Raw genomic sequence first — 18,549 nt, 5'->3', positions numbered from 1 at the left:
GATCAGACATGTTACCGCTCGTTTTTTCGAGCCGTGAATCATGCCGCCAGACGGAAATCAATGGGTCCTGAGCCTAGGGATTGTACTTGCTGGGTGGCATTCTAACCGCCATCAGATCTTTGAGTTCAGAATGTCAGGATAATACAGTGCCAACATATGATATTTCGGGCTACGCCCTCTATCAGGTCGATACATCGAACAACAATAGCCTGTTCCAGGGAACGACCGTCCAGAATTTCACATTCAATGATTTTGAAGGCGATAGCACATACGAAATAGGCGATGTGCTGGGAGTAGTGTCAGGCAACAACCTGAACTACCTGGGCAACATGTCTGTGCCGCTGGTTGGAGGTGGCTCGATGGAGCTTGCTCTCGTCCAGGGGGCAGGCACATTTGTTGATCCGAATGTTATTGAGGTTCTGATCGTGGTTCCCTCGGGAATGTCGGTCACAGACTTCATATTCCCAAATCCCATCGACTACTCTGCACGAGAAACCGACGCTTTTCTCACATGTTTTGCTGCTGGAAGTCAGATTTCAACACCTGAGGGAGAACGCGCAATTGAAACATTGCGCATTGGAGACCTGATCGAGACCGCGAATGGGGCTGTGCCCGTCAAATGGATCGGCCGCCAGACCGTGTCCACCCGCTTCGGCCCCGCCGAACGGCTGATGCCGGTGCGCTTTGCGGCCGGTGCGCTTGGGCCGAACGTGCCGCACACTGACCTGACGGTGACCGCCGATCACGGGATGCTGGTTGAGGGGGTCATCTGCCACGCGGGCGCTTTGGTGAACGGGGTGACCATCACCCGCGTTCCCCTCGCCGAAATGGGCGAGAGCTACACCGTCTACCATATCGAGACGGAAGAGCACGAAATCATTCTTGCGAATGGCGCCCCCGCCGAGACGTTCATCGACAATGTCAGCCGCCGGGTCTTCGACAATTACGCGGAGTTCGAGGCGCTTTACGGAGATGTGCCCGAGATGGAGGAGCTGCCATACCCCCGCGCGATGAGTGCAAGACAGGTGCCAGCCTATGTGCTCGAACCGCTCAGGGTCGGGAGCGCGTGACCGCTATTTGCCAATCATCTGTTCCCCCGGATCGTATCTGAACGCTTGACCGCGATGCGTCTTGTGCCGCTATATCTATGTGGAACGATGCGATCAGGGGAGCAGCATGCCCGTAAGTTATTCATTTGAAAGCCAGTTTTTAATCGGGCCGTCCGGCGCAACGGCAAACGCTGATGGCAACAATATTGACGTGACCGTCACCGAAGCCGCCGACAATGGGTCTATCCTGCCTGGGGATGAAGTTACCCTGACCCAGCTTGATATTGTTCCGCCTCCGGAGTGGACGGCAATCGGCCTTACACCCGTTTTCCAGGGTATTGATCCAACCACAGGGCTAAACATCTACACGGCCCAGGTCTACTATCATGGCTACCGCTCCTTCACTACGACCGAGCCGCCGTTCTTCTCCGAGAACGGCTATGTCTTCAGCAGTTCGTTCAACTTTGGCGGGTTCGGGAACAACCATATTATATTGTTCGACAGCAACCTGTCTCCTGACGTCGCGCTCGAGCAGGACATTGAGGCATGGAACCGGTTCTCGGCGCCCACTGAGCCGCTTCTGTACGGACCGGCCTGCTTTCTGGGCGATACCCAGATTGAAACGCCCGATGGACCGAGAGCGGTCGAAAAGCTGTCGATTGGAGATGCGATCCTGACCAGTGCCGGCGAAATTCGTGCGGTCAAGTGGGTGGGCAGGCAAAAAGTCGCGACGCTATTCCAGCCTGCCGAACGCCTGATGCCAGTTCGGATTGCGGCGGGGGCCCTGGGTGAAGGCGTGCCGCATGCCGACCTGACCGTCACCGCTGATCACGGAATGCTGGTTGATGGCGTCATCTGCCACGCGGGGGCATTGGTGAACGGAACCACGATCACCCGCGTATCGTTGTCAGAGATGGGAGAGACCTACACGGTCTACCACATCGAAACCGAGGAACATGAGATCATCCTCGCAAATGGTGCCCCCGCCGAGACCTTCATCGACAATGTCAGCCGCCGGGTCTTCGACAACTATGCAGAGTTCGAGGCGCTTTATGGCGACGTGCCCGAGATGGTGGAGCTCCCCTACCCCCGTGCGATGTCCGCGCGGCAGGTGCCCTCCGCGATCCAGGCCAGGCTGGCTGCGCGGTTGACGGGCTGATCGCGTCACAGGGCGGAAGCGCCCGCCCGCCCACCAGCCCGATAGCTGATCCGCTTGCATCAGGCGGCCAAACCTGACCATCTGCGGCCCATGAGACTCTACGCGATCGGAGATGTTCACGGCCATCCGGACCTGCTGCAAGAGGCGTTGGACCGGGTCGAGGCCGACCGTGCCCGGACAGGTGACACCACCGCGCCGGTGGTGCAGATCGGCGATCTGGTGGACCGGGGGCCGGACAGCCGCGGCGTGGTTCAGGCCCTGATGGACCTGACGGCGCGCGACCCGCGCGTGACGGTGCTGAAAGGCAATCACGACAACATGTTCGCGCTGTTCCTCGACACCCCGCCGCGCGTTGATCCACGTCTCAGGGCCGATCTGACCTGGCTGCATCCAAGGCTTGGCGGGCGGGACACGCTGGCAAGCTACGGGCTGGACCCCGACCTGCCCGACGACAGGCTGCACGAGGAGGCATTGCGCGCCGTGCCGAAGGCGCATCGGGACTTCCTGAACGCCCTGCCCCTGTCGGCCCGCCATGGCGATTGCCTGCTGGTTCATGCCGGTATCCGCCCCGGCGTTCCGTTGGAGGCTCAGGACCCCAGTGACCTTTACTGGATCCGTCACGACTTTCTGGACGATCTCCGAGACCACGGCCCGCTTGTCGTCCACGGGCATACCCCGGTGGACCGGGTCGAGCATCACGGCAACCGGCTGGCCATCGACACGGGCGCGGCCTATGGCGGCCCCCTGTCCGCCGTGGTCATCGAGGCACGTCGGGTCTGGCTGCTGACCCCTGACGGCCGGCAGGACATCCGCCCCCATGCCCCTGCGTGACCTGATCCTCATCGGGCTGGTCGTTCTGGCCTGGGGCAGCAACTTCACCGCGATGAAACTGGCCCTGGAGGACCTGCCGCCGTTCCTCTTCGTCGGCCTGCGCTTCGCGATCCTTCTGCCGCTGCTGGCCGTTCTGAAACGCCCAAGGGTACCGTGGTGGAAGATCATCGCCGTGGGCGCGTTGATCAATATGGGCCAGTTCGCCTTTCTGTTCGCGGCTCTTGCGGTGGATGCCTCGGCAGGGCTGGCCTCTCTCCTGATCCAGACGCAGGTGCCGCTGACGATCCTGCTGTCGTTCCTTGTCTTCGGGGAACGCATCCGCCCCCTGCAAGGGGCCGGGCTGCTTGTGGCGGTGGCGGGTCTTGGGGTCTTTGCGCTGTCGGCCGGGGGCAGCGTAACCCTTTTGGGCCTGTGCCTGATCCTTTCAGGTGCGCTGTGTTGGGCGCTTGGCAATCTGGTGCTGCGGCGGATGGGACCGGTGAACACGCTGGCGCTGTTTGTCTGGGCGAGCCTCGTGCCGCCCCTGCCGATGCTGGCCCTGTCCATGGCCATCGAGTCCCCCACGCCCTTTGCCACCCTTGCGGCAATGTCCGCGCAAGGATGGCTGGCAGTCTTCTACGTGGCCATTGCCTCGACGGTTCTGGGCTATTCGCTCTGGGGCGCCTTGTTGGCGCGGCATCCCGCCTCTGCCGTTACCCCGTTTGCCTTGCTGATTCCGGTCGTGGGTCTGAGCGTGGCCTGGGTGATGTTGGGTGAACGCCCCGCGCTAGCGGACTGGATCGGGGCGGCGGTCATCCTGGTGGGGCTGGCGATGATCCAGACCCGCCCGCGTCGCGACCGGTCCGCGCCGCGTCGCGCTGGCCCATGAGATCGGCGCGCGGGCAGCCTATAGTCATTCCAAGAGCCACGATTCCCTCACCCCTGCACAGGACTGACCCATGCGCCGTTCCCGCAGCGAGACCGACAAGGCCGAACCGCTTGCCGCCGGTGCGCCGCTGGAGGACAACACCCTGACCCGCGCGGGGCTGGCCGCGGAGGGCAAAGGCAAGATCCTGCTGCTGGCCTGCGGGGCATTGGCCCATGAAATCGTGGCGCTGAAACGCCTCAATGGCTGGACGCATCTGGATCTGCACTGCCTGCCCGCCATCCTGCACAACAGCCCCGAGCGTATCCCGGATGCGGTGGAAAGCGCCGTCACGAAATACCGCGCGCAATACGAGGACATCTTTGTCGTCTATGCCGATTGCGGCACCGGGGGGCTGCTGAAGGCGCGTTGCGAGGCGCTCGGGGTCGAAATGCTGCAAGGCCCGCATTGCTATTCCTTCTTCGAAGGCAATCTGGCCTTTGCTGCGCGGGCCGAGGACGAGATCACCGCCTTCTATGTCACCGATTTCCTCGTCCGCCAGTTCGATGCCTTCGTCACCAGACCCCTGGGGCTGGATCGCCACCCGGAGCTGCGGGACATGTATTTCGGAAACTATACGAAACTGATCTACCAGGCGCAGACGGAAAACCCGGATCTTCTTGAAAAGGCAAAGGCTTGCGCGGCGTTCTTGAAGCTGCAATTCGAGCACCGGATAACCGGCTATGGCGATCTGGCCACCGAGCTGGAAACTGTCGCGGAACGGTGAGGCCGGGCGCGGGGAACCGCTTTGAAAGCGGTTTCTTCAAAGGCGCTTGCAAGCGCCTTGGTCGCGCCTAGCCCAAAGCGGAGGTCTGACCGGCAAGCAGGCGAATCCGCTCCACCATCGCGCGCAGCCCGTTCGACCGTTGCGACGACAGGTGATCGTTCAACCCAAGCCGCGCCAGTTCACCACCGGCATCGACCTTCAGTACCTCGGCCACGCTCAACCCAGAATAAAGCGCATGCAGCACCGCGATCAGCCCGCGCACGATCATCGCGTCGCTATCCCCGCGAAAGCGGAACACCGCGCCGGGCCCTTCGCCCTCGATCTCGGGCAGAATCCAGACCTGGCTGGCGCAGCCATCGACCTTGGTGGCAGACACCCGGAACGCATCCTCCAGCGGGTCCATCGCCTTGCCCAGTTCGATCACGTGACGATAGCGTTCTTCCCAATCGTCGAGAAACTCGAACGTGTCGGCAATCTCTTCGAACGCTTCGGTGGCCATGCGTGTCTCCGTCTTGTACCCGCCTCAGACCTAGGGCGATGCGCCCCAAAGGTCCAGAGGCGCTTTTCAACCTGTCCTCAATGCGCTAGGCAAGAGCAGATGACAGGCGGAGACAACCGATGACCCCTCGCTTTCTGATGGCCCTTCTTGTGGTGGTGCTTGGCCTGACCGGCTGTGCGTCCCGTCTGAACCCGATGAACTGGTTCGGCCGTGATCGCGAGGAACGGGTGCAGATCAGTGAAACCGTCGCCGCCCCGGTGGATGACCGCCAACTGGTGACCGAAGTGATCAGCCTCAGCGTCGACCCCCTGCCCGGCGGGGCCATCGTGCGCGCCATGGGCCTGCCCCCGCGCCAGGGCTATTGGGAGGCCGATCTGGTCGAGGTGGGCCGCGAAGACGGCGAGATCGTCTTCGAATTCCGCGTCTATCGCCCCGCCGATGCCAATACCCGCGTCGGCACCCAGAGATCGCGCGAAATTCTCGCGGGCACATCGCTGACCACGCAGGACCTGGCAGGGATTCGCCAGATCGTCGTCGTCGCGCAGCAGAACCGCCGAAGCGTCAGCCGGCGCTAATCGTCCCGCCTGAGCGTGGTGCGCCGGTTTCCGGCCGCGACCGTTCTGCGACCTGCAAGACCGGCCAGCCCTCGGGGGCCTGCCTGGCAGGATCAGCCCAGTGCAACGATCTTGACCCGCTGGCCCTTGGCGGAAAGAGCAATCTCTCCGTTGCAAAGCCGCATCGCGTCCTTGCCGAACACCTCCAGCCGCCAGCCATGCGCCCATAGCCCGTCACGACCGCCGCAGGCGATATCGTCGAGATCGGCGCTGGAGGCGATCAGTTTCTGCGCCACCCCGGCCTCTTCGGCCTTCGCCTTCAACAGAACCCGCAGCAGATCCGCCAAGGCCGGGTTCAGTGCCGACCGGTCCGGCGCACGCGCCGGTTTCGGATGGCGATCGGCGGGCATCTCCAGGCCCCGCTTGACGGCTTCGAGGATTCCCTCACCGATATCGCCCTTGCGCGCCTCGCGTTGCAGCAGCCGGGACTTGCCAAGGTCCTGCGCGCTGCGCGGCTTGGTCGAGGCCAGTTCCAGCAGAACGTCATCCTTCATGATCCGGTTGCGCGGCACGTTGCGCGTCTGCGCGGTCGTCTCGCGAAACTCCGCCAGCTCCTTCAGGACGGCCAGGAACTTGCCCGAATTGGTGCGCGTCTTGACCCGTTTCCACGCATCCTCGGGCGTCACAACATAGGCGTCGTGATTGGTCAGAACCTTCAGTTCCTCTTCCATCCACGCGGTGCGCCCGGTGCGCTCCAGCTCGCCCGACAGGTATTCGTAGATCTGGCGCAGATGGGTCACATCGGCCAGCGCATAGGACTTCTGCGCCTCCGACAGAGGGCGGCGCGACCAATCGGTGAAGCGGCTGGACTTATCAAGGCTCGCCTTGGCGATCCGGCGCACCAGCGTCTCATATCCCACCTGTTCGCCAAAGCCGCAGACCATGGCCGCAACCTGCGTATCGAACAGCGGCACGGGCATGACATCGCCATCGACATGGAAGATCTCCAGATCCTGCCGCGCCGCGTGGAACACCTTGACCACGCTTTCATTGCGGAAAAGCTCGTAAAGCGGCTCCAGCGACATGCCCTCGGACAGCGGGTCGATCAGAACCGCATCGGCCGCATCCGTGCCCGGCAATGCCAGCTGCACGAGGCAAAGCTGCGCGAAATAGGTGCGCTCCCTCAGGAATTCGGTATCGACGGTGACGTAGGGCACTTTTGCGGCGCGGGCGCAGAATTCGGCCAGCGCGTCGGTCGTGGTCAGGGTCTGGGGCAAACGGGCGCCATCCTTCTTTTTCTTGGCTGTAGCGGGACATCCGCCGGTCCACCCGTGATAGGCCAGCCTGCCGGGAATGAAAAGAGCTCACCCCCCTTTCATCTTGGCACCAAATACCTCCGCCGGAGGCAGTCTGCCCCCTCCACCGGTCCAAGGGTCAAATCGGACAAACCGGCATCCCCAGAGTTCCGTGGCAACGCGGCCCGCCGAGGCCTCCGGCGTCAGCCGGGGGTTGAGAAGGGCCGCTCCCGGGTCGGCGCGCGATGCGCGGTGAAACCGCTCAGGGCAGCAGGATCGGGGTTCGGTCCCCCGCTGCGAAACGGCGCAGTACGGCGGGATAGAGCCGGTGTTCCTCGACCAGCACCCGCGCGGCGAGGGTTTCAGGCGTGTCATCCGCCAATACCGGCACCCGCGCCTGCCCGAGGATCGGGCCATCGTCCAGTTCCGGCGTCACCTCGTGGACGGTGCAGCCATGTTCCGCATCCCCGGCTTCCAGCGCGCGGGCATGGGTGTGAAGACCCCGGTATTTGGGCAACAATGAGGGATGAATGTTCAGCATCCTGCCCTGGTAGCGGCCCACGAACCCCCCAGTCAGCACCCGCATGAACCCAGCAAGGCAAAGGATATCGGGCCGCGCGGCATCGACCACCTGTGCCAGCTCCGCCTCGAACGCGGCGCGGTCGCCCTTGAAGGGCCGATGATCCACAACGGCCGTGGGCACGCCCATGGCACTGGCCTTGGCGAGCCCGCCCGCATCCGGCAGGTTGGAGATCACGAGACAGGGCCGCGCGGGGTGATCGCCCGTCATGCTTTCGACAAGCGAAACCATGTTGGACCCGCCCCCCGAAATGAAGATCGCGACCCGACGCGTCACGTCAGGGTGCCGCTATAGCGGATGCCCTCGCCCGCAACCACATGCCCAAGCCGCGCGACGCTCTCGCCCTCGGCCTCCAGCAGCGCCGCCAGATCCTCGGACCGGTCGGCGGCCACGACCACCACCATGCCGATGCCGGAATTGAAGGTCTTCAGCATCTCGGCCTCATCGAGCCCGCCCTCGGACATCAGCCATTTGAACACCGGAGGAAGCGCCCAGGACCCGAGGTCGATCTCGGCCCCCATGCCCTCGGGCAGAACGCGCGGCAGGTTCTCGGTCAGCCCGCCGCCGGTGATATGGGCCAGCGCATGAACGCCGCCCGCCCGCACGGCGGCCAGTGCCTGCGTCACGTAAAGCCGCGTCGGGGCCAGCAATTCCCGGCCAAGGCTCTCGCCCCCGAATGGCGATGCTGCGTCCCAGGCCAGGCCCGACCGGTCCACGATCCGGCGCACCAGCGAATAGCCGTTGGAATGGACCCCGTCCGAGCCAAGCCCGAGCAGCACATCGCCCTCAGCCACGCCATCCGGCAGCGACGCGCCCCGTTCCATCGCGCCAACGGCGAAGCCCGCCAGATCGAAATCCCCCGGCGCGTACATACCCGGCATTTCCGCGGTCTCGCCCCCGATCAGCGCGCAGCCCGAGCGTTTGCAGCCCTCGGCAATGCCCTCGATGATCGTGGCGGCGTCTGCCACGTCCAGCTTGCCGGTTGCAAAGTAGTCGAGGAAAAAGAGCGGCTCGGCCCCCTGACACACGAGGTCGTTCACGCACATGGCCACCAGGTCGATCCCGATCGTGTCGAAAACGCCGGTGTCGATGGCGATCTTCAGCTTGGTGCCCACCCCATCCGTCGCGGCCACGAGAACCGGGTCGTCATAGCCAGCGGCCCTGAGGTCAAACAGCGCCCCGAACCCGCCAAGCCCCGACATCACGCCAGGCCGCGCGGTGGCCTTGGCAGCGGGCTTGATCCGCTCCACCAGCTCATTCCCCGCGTCGATATCGACACCCGCCTCAGCGTAGGTCAGCCCCTGTTTTCCGTCCGTCATGGCCCGCTCCTTCAAACTTGGCGCCCTGCTAGCAGGGGCCACGGGACGAGTCCATTGCCAGCGTGACGCGGGCAGCGCCGTTGAGGGCGTTCGACGATTTCACCGCGTTGGAAGCGCGCCACGGAAGCGCGGCCGCGGTGGTGGAGCTGCCCGATCCCTGCGCGGTGTCCGCGCGGCAGGGGCCACATTGTATCAGGCGCCGTATCAGGGCGCCGCTGAACATGGACTGCGCCCCCTGACCGAGCGGGAAACCGGACACCCTTTTTTGGGGAATAAGCCCTGTTCTGCAACCTGTCTGAAGGGGGTCTTGTTCTTCAGTGAAGCGTCTCACCTGATCGATCCCAAGGCCGCTATGCCTTGGGGTTTCAGCATCTTGTACCGGGGCGGACAGGCCACTTCCCGCCTATTTGCGCTACTCAACCCCAGATTGAAAATCTTTCTGTTAACTTTCGTTAACATTTATGCAAAACCGTATTTGCACGGAATCAGCCAACGGCGAGACTCTTTTTTACAAGCATGGGACCCAGGGCATTATTGCCCTCCCAATCTCCGTTTGGCCCAGTTTTATTGATGGGTAGCAAAGCACATGGCCACATACACAGTAGTAGTCAGAGACCGCTATGACGGCACGACCGGGAACTCAGCCAATCCAAACTACAACGTGACACAGCTGACGGAAGTCAGCGGCACGTTCACCAACGGCGAAGCGGTCGTGCATTCCCCGGGAGGCGGGGGCGACAGCTTCACCTATTTTGGCACATATGACGACGGCACGACTGTTTGGGGTGTTCTTCAGGAATCCGGCGGGGACTACATGCTGTTCAGCGGCGATGCGTCGGCAACGCCCCCCGCCTCGATCGTGATTGCCAACATCACCACGGACCCGCTGTTGGTGTGCTTTCACGAAGGAACCCGGATCGACACGCCGGATGGGACACGATCGGTGGAAGACCTTTCGATCGGAGATCTGGTGATCTCTGCGGATGGACACCACCTTCCGGTCAAGTGGATCGGCCGCCAGACCGTTGCCCCGCGCTTCGGACCCGCCGAACGCCTGCTGCCGGTGCGGTTTGCCGCAGGGTCGCTTGGCGATGGCCTGCCAAATGCCGATCTGACCGTGACCGCCGATCACGGGATGCTCGTGGATGGTGTGATTTGCCACGCAGGTGCGTTGGTGAACGGAGACAGCATCACCCGCGTTGCGCTGTCAGACCTGGCTGAGCGTTATACGGTCTACCATATCGAGACCGAGGAGCATGCAATCATCCTCGCCAATGGCACCCCTGCCGAGACCTTTATCGACAATGTGTCCCGAAGGGCCTTCGATAACTACGCGGAGTTCGAAGCGCTTTACGGGTTCGTTCCCGAAATGCACGAACTGCCCTACCCGCGCGCCATGTCCGCAAGGCAGGTTCCCGCCCGGATTCGGGCGAGGCTTCAACACGGTGCGCGAAAGGCAATAGCCTGATTTCAATTTCATTTTCACAAGAAGAGGGCCTTCAAGGCCCTCTTTTTTTTGCCCACCCGCCAGCAATTATTTACAGGGAAAACCATTTGATTCATACCAGAATTAACAAATGTCTTGACTAAATGAACAGGCCAGAGACATTCTCCAAATATCCCGATGATCTAAATAAAAGTTCCGACACAATAAAACTGCGGTGCTTGTCGGAGGGATCGATTTAATGCCCGATTCCCGGGCTCAGACCATAAGGAAAGCATCATGGCAGAACCATATTTGGGTCAGATTTATCTGGTCGGATACAACTTTGCGCAACGGGGTTTTGCGTTTTGCGACGGGCAGCTTTTGCCGATATCCTCCAACTCTGCGCTGTTTTCCTTGCTTGGCACCATGTATGGCGGCGACGGTCGGACAACATTCGGGCTGCCCGACCTGCGGGGCCGGGTTGCCATGGGGCGTGGGCACGGGCCGGGTCTGAGTGCGCGCACGATGGGTCAACATGGCGGATCTGAAACAAATACGCTGACCGTTGCGGAACTCCCGTCTCATAACCATTCTCCCACATTGCACGCCGAATTGAATCCTCCCGGCTCTCCCAGCCCGTCCGGCAATATGCTGTCACTCACGAATATCTATGCCGCCGTGGACGCTTCCGAGGATACGCAGTTGGCCACCAATGCCATCAGGTCCAGCAATGTCGGTGGCAACCTTCCTGTCAACAATCTGCAGCCCTATCTTGTCCTGAACTACGAGATCGCGCTTCAGGGGATCTTCCCGTCGCGCAGCTAGGCCATCGAAAAGTGGTCGCTGCATCCCCTGCGGCAACCACCCCCCTGCTCTTCGTTCTGATAGGAGAATGCCATGACATCCGACACCAAGCTCAGCCGCCGGGGTTATCTGGCAAGCCAGGCCGCTGTGGCGGCCGCCGCGGCTGCGCTGCCATCCGCGTCATTGGCCCGCCCCTCGCCTGAACCAGCCGCCACCGACCCCGTCGACTGGAGAACGGCAACCGCCGCCGATCTGCAACGCTTTGTCGGCGATCGGTTTCGGGTCACCTCACCTGACGGAACGGTGACCATTCTGCACTTGATCGATGTCGAGGCCAGGCCCTTCGGCCCCGATGCGCCCGCCGATCTGCCCCGTGCCGAAGCGGTGAGTGCCGTATTCGACAGCCCCGACAAGGCCCCGCTCGTCGAGACCGGCCACATGACCCGGCGCATCAGCCATATGCATCTGGGCAGTGCGGACCTGTTCCTTGGCCCGGTGCACACGCGTGACGGGTCAGACTTGCTGGAACTGACCCTGAGCTGACGCCTTGCAGCAGCGAACATATGGCCTGCCTCACATAGTGCGGCGGGCCTTAACTTTGAAATCAAAAGGGCAATCCCGATGCAGCTGACGCGTGGCAAGATCGGCTTTCGCATAATCGAGGACGCTGACCGGGCCTTTCTCTTCGATCTCTATGCCTCCACGCGCAACTGGGAATTTCAGCAGACCAGCTGGACCGAAGCAGACTGGCGGGACTTCCTGCAAGGGCAGTTTGCCGCTCAGGATCTGCATTACCAGCGGGCATTCCCGAATGCGATCAGGCGGATCATCCAGATCGACGGGCGCGATATCGGGCGGCTTTACCTCGACCGGCAGGATGACTGCCTGCGCATCATCGAGCTTTCGCTGATCCCGGACGCGCGCGGACGCGGGATCGGCACCGATCTTCTGCGCAGCCTGATGAACGAGGCCCATGGCGGCAAGGTTCCGGTGCGTCTGCATGTGGAAAAGCACAGCCCGGCGCTCAACCTCTATCTCCGCCACGGCTTTCGCGCGGTGTCGGATGCGGGCCACCATATCGCGATGGAATGGATGCCGCAGACCGGACCCAGAGAGCTCTGAGGATCAGTTGAAAACCGTCTCGTAGAGAATGCAGTCGTGATCCTGCCGAAACGGCTTGATGAACAGGTCCAGCTGTCCCAGCTCCGGATGCGCAACATGGTGCATTCCCGAAGCAAGCAGCGCGTCACGCGGGCCTTCCCATGTCAGGGCAAACGCCTTGCGCGGGGGGTAGAGCACACCATCAATGACCAGTTCATTATCACGTATCATGGAGCCATGAAAAATCTTCACATTGTCCAGCAGCAATTCGATGTCGCCAGCGTCGGTTGTGACGGTGAAATTCTGAGCCACAAAAGGTTCAAAGGTTTCATGAGTTGCTGTGATCAAATCGATGGACATATCGGGCTTTCAAACGGATCAGGAGGATCCTATTGATCTGAAAACCGCCGCAAAGGTCAAGGTTAGATAAAAACTGATCGCATTTTGATTGTCATCGGCGATAGTAGTAATGAACCCTGCAAATCATTTACGGCGACCAACTGCGCGTGTCCAGCCTTCCCCGCTTAATCCTGTGGACCCACACACAAAAACAATCTAGAAATGAAAGCTGGAAATAACCCTTTGGGTCCATAATCGAATACGAGTGACAGCTTGGGGTATCCTCGGCGGTCACAGTCAGAAATAACGAGGATTAGAGATGCCAGCCTATGTTGCAACCCATTCGACGATCTATGGCGATACCGGCGGAAGAACCGACAGCTGGCTTTCCGGGACCGTTACGGACTCCGGTGATGAAATTTGGACCCTTGGCGAGACGCTGACTGATGGCGGTGCTTTTGTTGTCATTCCTCCCGGAACCTATGCGGGCACCGTCACTGTAAATGGTAAGGAATTTCCAGTTTTTCTGAACGGTTCGAACGATTACACAGTTCTTTATGACAATGCGACCGATCACGCACAGGGCCTTTTGGACTACGCGGATTTCGCAGCAATTGACGCGGCTCTCAACACCGCCGACTTCACAGCCTGCTTTCTTACCGGCACCGCCGTCGCAACCCCTACCGGGGATGTGGCCGTTGAAACCCTGTCCATCGGCGACACGGTTCTGAACGCTGATGGCGCAGAGGTCGCCGTCAAATGGATCGGGCGGCAGACGATCAAGACCATGTTCAAACCCGCTGAACGTGTGGCCCCCGTGCGCTTTGCCGCCGGGTCGCTTGGCGAGGGATTGCCTGTGTCCGACCTGACGGTCACCGCCGATCACGGCATGCTGGTCGATGGCGTGATCTGCCATGCAGGGGCGCTCGTGAACGGCACCACTATTACCCGTGTTCCGATGGAGGAGATGGGCGAGAGCTACACCGTCTACCACGTTGAGACCGAGGCGCATGAGATCATCCTCGCAAACGGTGCCCCGGCTGAAACCTTCATCGACAACGTGAGCCGCCGGGTGTTCGACAACTACGCCGAATTCGAGGCGCTCTATGGCGATGTGCCGGAAATGGAAGAACTGCCCTACCCCCGTGCCATGAGCGCCCGGCAGGTGCCCGCGCATATCGCGCGTTTGCTCGGCGCGTCGAAAGTCGCCTGACCGAACCCCACGATCGGATGCGAGGGCCTGATCGGCCCCCGCGACGGGCTTGACCCCGCCCTTCATCCTGATATTTCCTCGCCTCGGCGGGCCTGTAGCTCAATTGGTTAGAGCAGAGCGCTCATAACGCTTTGGTTGCGGGTTCAAGTCCTGCCGGGCCTACCAAAACACCGCCTTCACCGCGCCAGCACCAGATCGACACGCAGCCCGCCCATCTCTTCGGAACGCGACAGGCGCATGGTGCCGCCATGACTGCGGGCGATGTCATTGGCGATGGCCAGACCCAGCCCGACGCCCCCCCCACGGTTCTGGTTGCGTGCCTCGTCCAGCCGGGCAAAGGGACGAATGGCGCGGTCCCGATCCTCGGGGGCAATGCCTGGCCCGTCATCCTCCACGCTAAAGCGCACCGCCCGATCCAGAACCGTCAGCGTCAGCTTTGCGTGGCTGCCATAGCGCAGCGCGTTGACCAGAAGATTCGACAGGGCCCGCTTGACCGCGCCGGGACGCAGGGCGACCTCTGGGGCCGCTTCAGGCAGCACGAGCTCTACCTGCCCGCCCATGCGGATCGCATCATCGACGACTTTGCGCGCAAGGGCCAGGATGTCGACGCTTTCCGGATCATCCAGCGCATCGGCCCGGGCGAAATCCAGAAACGCGGTCAGCAGGGACTCCATCTCTTCGACATCGCGCAGCAGGTCGTCGGTCTCCGGCCCCGAGTCCAGCATGGACAGACCCAGTTTCAACCGGGTCAACGGCGTGCGCAGGTCATGGCTGACCCCCGACAGCATCATGGTCCGCTGTTCGATCTGCCGCTCGATCCGCGCCCGCATGTCCAGAAAGGCGCGGCCAGCGGCCCGCACTTCCAGCGCGCCCGAGGGCTTGTATGGCGCGACCCTGCCCTTGCCGAAGGCCTCTGCCACCCGCGCCAACCGCCGGATCGGCCGCACCTGGTTGCGCAGGAAGACAAAGGCCACGGCAGTCATCAGAATGCCTGTCAGGATCATGATGACGAACAGCTGATGCGGGTTGGAGGCCGACACGCGCCGCCGGTCGATCTCCAGCGTCAAGGTTTCCTGCCCGCGCCCCAATGCCAGGAAAACCCGCCGGTCGTTGCGCGCAAGGTCGATCCAGACGATCTCCGGCACCATCCCCTGCAGGGTCGTGATCACGACGCGCCCCGACAGGTCATACCAACGGCGCGATACATCGGCTTCGGAAACCCAGTCCGGTGCGGCCGCGTCGCTCCGCGCCAGATCCAGCCGTGCAGCCACCGCCATGGCGGCCTCGGCCCCGTCCGCCTGCAAATGGTCCGACACCAGCCGCAGGTCGTGCCCAAGCGCCGAGGTCAGTTGCCAGGTGACATCCTCGAAATGGCGTTGCAGGAAGGCCACCGACACGACAAGCTGCAATGACACGATGGGCACCACAAGGATCAGCGCGGCCCGGCCATAAAGCCCCCGCGGCAAAAATTGTTTGAGCCAGTCCCATTGCATGGCCCCATCTAACCCCGCGACCGGGGCAGAGGAAAGAGATATGACCGCAACCCTGTTGGAACCCGGCCTGCGCCGGATCACCGCCCCGAACCCCTCGCCCATGACCCTGCATGGCACCAACACCTTTCTGGTGGGGGAACGGGACATCGCGGTGATCGACCCGGGCCCCGCGATCGAGAGCCACCTGCACAGGATCCTCGATGCCCTCGGGCCGGAACAGCGGATCAGCCACATCCTCGTCACCCATTCGCATCTCGATCATTCCCCCCTCGCCCGCCCCCTGTCCGAGGTCACGGGGTCACCGGTTCTGGCCGCAGGGCCCAGTGACTGGGGCCGCTCGCCCGCCATGCAGAAACTGGCCGATGCGGGCGGGATCGGCGGTGGCGAAGGGGTCGACCGGGCGTTCGCCCCTGACCGGATGGTCATGGATGGCGAGGTGATTGCCGGCGATGGCTGGCAGATCGAGGTTGTGTCCACGCCGGGCCACATGGCCAATCACCTGTCTTTCGCCTGGACCGGAGCCCTCTTCTCCGGCGATCTGGTCATGGGATGGTCCACCTCGCTGATCTCGCCCCCCGATGGCGACCTCACCGCCTTTCGCGGCTCGCTGACCCGTCTGGCCGCGCGCGGTGACCGGCTCTACTACCCTGCCCATGGCGAGGCCGTTCGGGATCCGGCCCTGCGCTGCCGGGAGCTGCTGGATCACCGGGCCGGACGCGAGGCGCAGATTCTGACGGCGCTGCAATCGGGCCCGGCCACCCCTGCCGAACTGACCGCCCGCATCTACACGGATCTCGACACACGCCTCGCGCCGGTCGCCGAACGCAACGTTCTGGCGCATCTCATTGATCTAGTTGAAAGAAATATGGCCACCGCACATCCAAACCTCGCCATATCCGCCCACTTTCACACCGCATGAGGATTTCTTCCATTTTTTTCCCGCAAACCCTCTGGACGCCCGAAAACGAGATTGCTATATCCCCCCCAGTTCCGGCGTAGCTCAGCGGTAGAGCAGTTGACTGTTAATCAATTGGTCGTAGGTTCGATCCCTACCGCCGGAGCCAATTATCACTTAAATATCAGGTAGATAACACTGCCATTTCGTAAGCGTGCTCGCAGCTCTAGGGGTATGTAGACCTCTTGTACGCTGCGACAAACCGTCCGACTCTGTCACAGTTTCACGATAGGCTTGCCGTTCCGAGGTCAACTTCAGTGCACGGACTGGGCGCCGCTTCTCCAATTTTCTACCTATGCTTGGCGTGCGTGGTCGTGGCGCAGCTGTGACGAATTTTTCCCATAGTGCTTCCTTCCATTCCGACGAATAGATCGCACCATCAAACCGTGGGATCAACCACCGTAGACCCTTGACCAATTCAGAAGAAGAGCCGAGGCTGAAATCTAGGTTGTCACTATCGAGAGCAAGACGTTGAAATCAGAAGAACTAGAGTACGCCGCCCTCCTACCCATCCTGTCCCGGTATTCACCAAAAGGGCGCACTGAATCAGCAAATTTTTTGAATTGGTTTTTGGAGAATATTTACCGGTTGGACGAGACCACAGCCGATGATTGCATCTGCGACAAGGAGAACGATAAGGGGATTGACGGCATATACGTGGATGATAACGCCTCGGAAATTTTGTTTTTTCAGGCAAAGATATCCCAAAAGGCGAATCGAACTCTGGGCGATAAGGTCATTAAGGAGTTTTTGGGATCACTGCAACAGTTTGAAACAAGCGAAAAGATCGAGATTATTTTACTCGGTCAGGCCAATGATGATTTAAAACGGATACTAACTCGCAACAATGTTGCAGGACTGATCGAGAAAGGCTACTCGGTCAAGGGAATTTTTCTTTGCAACAGTGAGCGCGATGACAATACGCTCGAAATTGAGAAAGTAATTGAAAATATCTCGATATTCTGTGCTTCTGACATTGCGGAGAGTTTTGTCGACTTTGATGCCGACGAAGGCGTTGATGGTAATTTTTCATTCGACACCAGCTATGCAGGAGTCGTCAACCTACACATTGACGCAGAGACAGAAGTATTTCTTCTCCCCGTTTCCGCAATGCAATTAGTCAAGCTAAGTGGCATCCATGACGGGGTCCTTTTCAGCCAGAATGTCCGATATTCCTTGGGCAACACTGCAGTCAATAGGTCTATATCCAAGTCCGTCGCAGACAAAGATGAGCACAAGAACTTTGCACTTTACCACAATGGGATAACTCTCATCTGTCAGAATGCGATACATGAAGACGAGACCCTAACAGTTTCAAATTATGTAGTGGTAAACGGTGCGCAAAGCATATCAACTTTCTACAAAAATAGTGCAAACCTCACTCCAGATCTCAGGGTTTTCGTTAAGGTCGTCGCTCTAAAGTCTAGCGAGCTTTCTCGAAAAATCACCATCAATAGCAACAACCAAAACTCAATTAAGCCTAGGGACCTTAGGTCCAACCATGACCTTATGCTGCGACTGCGAGCCGAGTTTGAAAGCAAACAAGACGAATACGTCTTTGTTATAAAGCGGGGACAGGAGACTGACGAGAATAAGATAGCGATTTCCAATGAGCTTGCTGGGCGGGAGCTACTAGCTTTTGATCTTCATGAAAGTAACTTGTGTCATCAGATTGGAAAAGTTTTTGACGATCGTTACGCGGAAATTTTTGGTAGGCACGAAGTAACCTTTGGCCGGATAATTTTTACTCATGAGTTGCAGAAACTAGTCAGTGAAGCCCTTGAAAAATTGGAAAACAAGGCGATGGCAAATTACTCTCTTACACGATACTTTTTGCTAAGCGTTTTGGGGCAAATTATCAGAAAATTTCCTGAAGGCCGTGAGTTTTTGGCAAACACCGATAAGTTAAACTCCACTGATGATCGCAAAAAGGTCTTGGAGAAGATTCCCGAGCTTCTAATCGACTTGATCGTCGATCTGAACTACGAACTCAGGGCCAAGGACCATGCATTCGACTACAAGCGCGAATTGAAGAGCACAACTGAAATCAAGTCCCTTACAGCGCTTCTACTTCAGTCATATGAGAAGGAATACCACAAAGGAAAGGCCATTGGTTTTGGCGAGAAGCTTGGTTGATCGTGGAGATTGGTCGCTCATAGAGCCACGAAACATTGTCATGTCTGCTTTAGGCTGGCACCAGGCATTCAGTTGGCCACGCAAGGGCCAACAAGGCCACGACCCGCGTGCCGTGCCGCCGCAAGGTCGCTAGTGAGCCCACTATGTCGCTCTAGACTCTCTCAA

Annotated in this window: 19 protein-coding genes and 2 tRNA genes; 15 read left to right on the top strand and 6 right to left on the bottom strand. The window is 60.3% G+C overall.

From position 1 onward, the window contains the following. The first annotated feature begins 146 nt into the window (after positions 1-146). From RBB16_RS11345 to RBB16_RS11325, 5 genes are all read left to right on the top strand, one after another. Complete coding sequence (locus RBB16_RS11345; protein WP_306046281.1) at positions 147-1,070, top strand: Hint domain-containing protein; 924 nt, start codon at positions 147-149, stop codon at positions 1,068-1,070. A 106-nt stretch (positions 1,071-1,176) separates the two neighbouring features. Continuing rightward, positions 1,177-2,208, top strand: coding sequence for a Hint domain-containing protein (locus RBB16_RS11340; protein ID WP_306046280.1), 1,032 nt, complete (start codon positions 1,177-1,179; stop codon positions 2,206-2,208). 90 nt (positions 2,209-2,298) lie between these two features. After that, positions 2,299-3,039 (top strand): metallophosphoesterase family protein, encoded by a 741-nt coding sequence (locus tag RBB16_RS11335; RefSeq protein WP_306046279.1) that lies wholly within the window; start codon positions 2,299-2,301, stop codon positions 3,037-3,039. Then, the gene (locus RBB16_RS11330; protein ID WP_306046278.1) at positions 3,026-3,907 is read left to right on the top strand and encodes an EamA family transporter; all 882 of its coding nucleotides are present in this window, start codon (positions 3,026-3,028) and stop codon (positions 3,905-3,907) included. The genes RBB16_RS11335 and RBB16_RS11330 overlap by 14 nt, the downstream gene beginning before the upstream one ends. A 70-nt stretch (positions 3,908-3,977) precedes the next feature. Continuing rightward, on the top strand, positions 3,978-4,670 hold the full coding sequence (locus RBB16_RS11325) for a DUF1638 domain-containing protein (protein WP_306046277.1): 693 nt from the start codon (positions 3,978-3,980) through the stop codon (positions 4,668-4,670). 67 nt (positions 4,671-4,737) lie between these two features. On the opposite strand, the gene RBB16_RS11320 is transcribed toward RBB16_RS11325, so the two are convergent. Further along, positions 4,738-5,169 (bottom strand): SufE family protein, encoded by a 432-nt coding sequence (locus RBB16_RS11320; RefSeq protein WP_306046276.1) that lies wholly within the window; start codon positions 5,167-5,169, stop codon positions 4,738-4,740. 119 nt (positions 5,170-5,288) lie between these two features. Here RBB16_RS11320 and RBB16_RS11315 point away from each other — a divergent pair, with 119 nt between their 5' ends. Further along, positions 5,289-5,744: a hypothetical protein gene (locus RBB16_RS11315; protein ID WP_071691634.1), complete on the top strand. Its 456-nt coding sequence runs from the start codon at positions 5,289-5,291 to the stop codon at positions 5,742-5,744. A gap of 92 nt (positions 5,745-5,836) precedes the next feature. On the opposite strand, the gene rnd is transcribed toward RBB16_RS11315, so the two are convergent. The 3 genes from rnd to purM all read right to left on the bottom strand — a co-directional run bounded on the left by rnd (position 5,837) and on the right by purM (position 8,917). After that, entirely contained in the window at positions 5,837-7,000 is a 1,164-nt protein-coding gene (gene rnd, locus RBB16_RS11310; RefSeq protein ID WP_306046275.1) for a ribonuclease D, read from the bottom strand. Positions 7,001-7,280: 280 nt separating this feature from the next. After that, entirely contained in the window at positions 7,281-7,874 is a 594-nt protein-coding gene (gene purN / locus RBB16_RS11305) for a phosphoribosylglycinamide formyltransferase (RefSeq protein WP_306046274.1), read from the bottom strand. Then, complete coding sequence (gene purM / locus RBB16_RS11300) at positions 7,871-8,917, bottom strand: phosphoribosylformylglycinamidine cyclo-ligase (RefSeq protein WP_306046273.1); 1,047 nt, start codon at positions 8,915-8,917, stop codon at positions 7,871-7,873. Before purM ends, purN begins: the two co-directional genes overlap by 4 nt. A 586-nt stretch (positions 8,918-9,503) precedes the next feature. On the opposite strand from purM, the gene RBB16_RS11295 reads away from it, so the two are divergent. The 4 genes from RBB16_RS11295 (at position 9,504) to RBB16_RS11280 (ending at position 12,269) form a co-directional block, all read left to right on the top strand. After that, positions 9,504-10,385: a Hint domain-containing protein gene (locus RBB16_RS11295; RefSeq protein ID WP_306046272.1), complete on the top strand. Its 882-nt coding sequence runs from the start codon at positions 9,504-9,506 to the stop codon at positions 10,383-10,385. 255 nt (positions 10,386-10,640) lie between these two features. Next, the gene (locus tag RBB16_RS11290; RefSeq protein WP_306046271.1) at positions 10,641-11,168 is read left to right on the top strand and encodes a phage tail protein; all 528 of its coding nucleotides are present in this window, start codon (positions 10,641-10,643) and stop codon (positions 11,166-11,168) included. A gap of 72 nt (positions 11,169-11,240) precedes the next feature. Then, positions 11,241-11,690 carry a hypothetical protein gene (locus tag RBB16_RS11285; protein WP_306046270.1) on the top strand — a complete coding sequence of 150 codons (450 nt, stop codon included), beginning with the start codon at positions 11,241-11,243 and terminating at the stop codon, positions 11,688-11,690. A 78-nt stretch (positions 11,691-11,768) separates the two neighbouring features. Further along, positions 11,769-12,269, top strand: a complete 501-nt coding sequence (locus tag RBB16_RS11280; RefSeq protein ID WP_306046269.1) for a GNAT family N-acetyltransferase — start codon at positions 11,769-11,771, stop codon at positions 12,267-12,269. Between the two features lie 3 nt (positions 12,270-12,272). Here RBB16_RS11280 and RBB16_RS11275 read toward each other — a convergent pair whose 3' ends face one another. Next, positions 12,273-12,608, bottom strand: coding sequence for a hypothetical protein (locus tag RBB16_RS11275; protein ID WP_306046268.1), 336 nt, complete (start codon positions 12,606-12,608; stop codon positions 12,273-12,275). A gap of 298 nt (positions 12,609-12,906) precedes the next feature. On the opposite strand from RBB16_RS11275, the gene RBB16_RS11270 reads away from it, so the two are divergent. Together RBB16_RS11270 and RBB16_RS11265 are read left to right on the top strand one after the other, a co-directional pair. Then, the gene (locus RBB16_RS11270; protein ID WP_306046267.1) at positions 12,907-13,800 is read left to right on the top strand and encodes a Hint domain-containing protein; all 894 of its coding nucleotides are present in this window, start codon (positions 12,907-12,909) and stop codon (positions 13,798-13,800) included. An 88-nt stretch (positions 13,801-13,888) separates the two neighbouring features. Further along, positions 13,889-13,965, top strand: a tRNA-Ile gene (locus tag RBB16_RS11265). 11 nt (positions 13,966-13,976) lie between these two features. On the opposite strand, the gene RBB16_RS11260 is transcribed toward RBB16_RS11265, so the two are convergent. Then, positions 13,977-15,293 (bottom strand): ATP-binding protein, encoded by a 1,317-nt coding sequence (locus tag RBB16_RS11260; RefSeq protein WP_306046266.1) that lies wholly within the window; start codon positions 15,291-15,293, stop codon positions 13,977-13,979. Between the two features lie 40 nt (positions 15,294-15,333). On the opposite strand from RBB16_RS11260, the gene RBB16_RS11255 reads away from it, so the two are divergent. The 3 genes from RBB16_RS11255 to RBB16_RS11245 all read left to right on the top strand — a co-directional run bounded on the left by RBB16_RS11255 (position 15,334) and on the right by RBB16_RS11245 (position 18,384). Next, the gene (locus RBB16_RS11255) at positions 15,334-16,212 is read left to right on the top strand and encodes an MBL fold metallo-hydrolase (protein ID WP_306046265.1); all 879 of its coding nucleotides are present in this window, start codon (positions 15,334-15,336) and stop codon (positions 16,210-16,212) included. Between the two features lie 70 nt (positions 16,213-16,282). Beyond that, positions 16,283-16,357 (top strand) — tRNA-Asn (locus tag RBB16_RS11250). A 362-nt stretch (positions 16,358-16,719) separates the two neighbouring features. After that, the gene (locus tag RBB16_RS11245) at positions 16,720-18,384 is read left to right on the top strand and encodes an AIPR family protein (RefSeq protein WP_306046264.1); all 1,665 of its coding nucleotides are present in this window, start codon (positions 16,720-16,722) and stop codon (positions 18,382-18,384) included. The last annotated feature ends 165 nt before the right edge of the window (positions 18,385-18,549 follow it).

It is taken from the genome of Nioella sp. MMSF_3534 (assembly GCF_030732985.1).
GTDB lineage: Bacteria > Pseudomonadota > Alphaproteobacteria > Rhodobacterales > Rhodobacteraceae > Nioella.
Note: the sequence above shows the minus strand (reverse complement) of the source record. Positions and strands in the feature narration are given on the sequence as shown.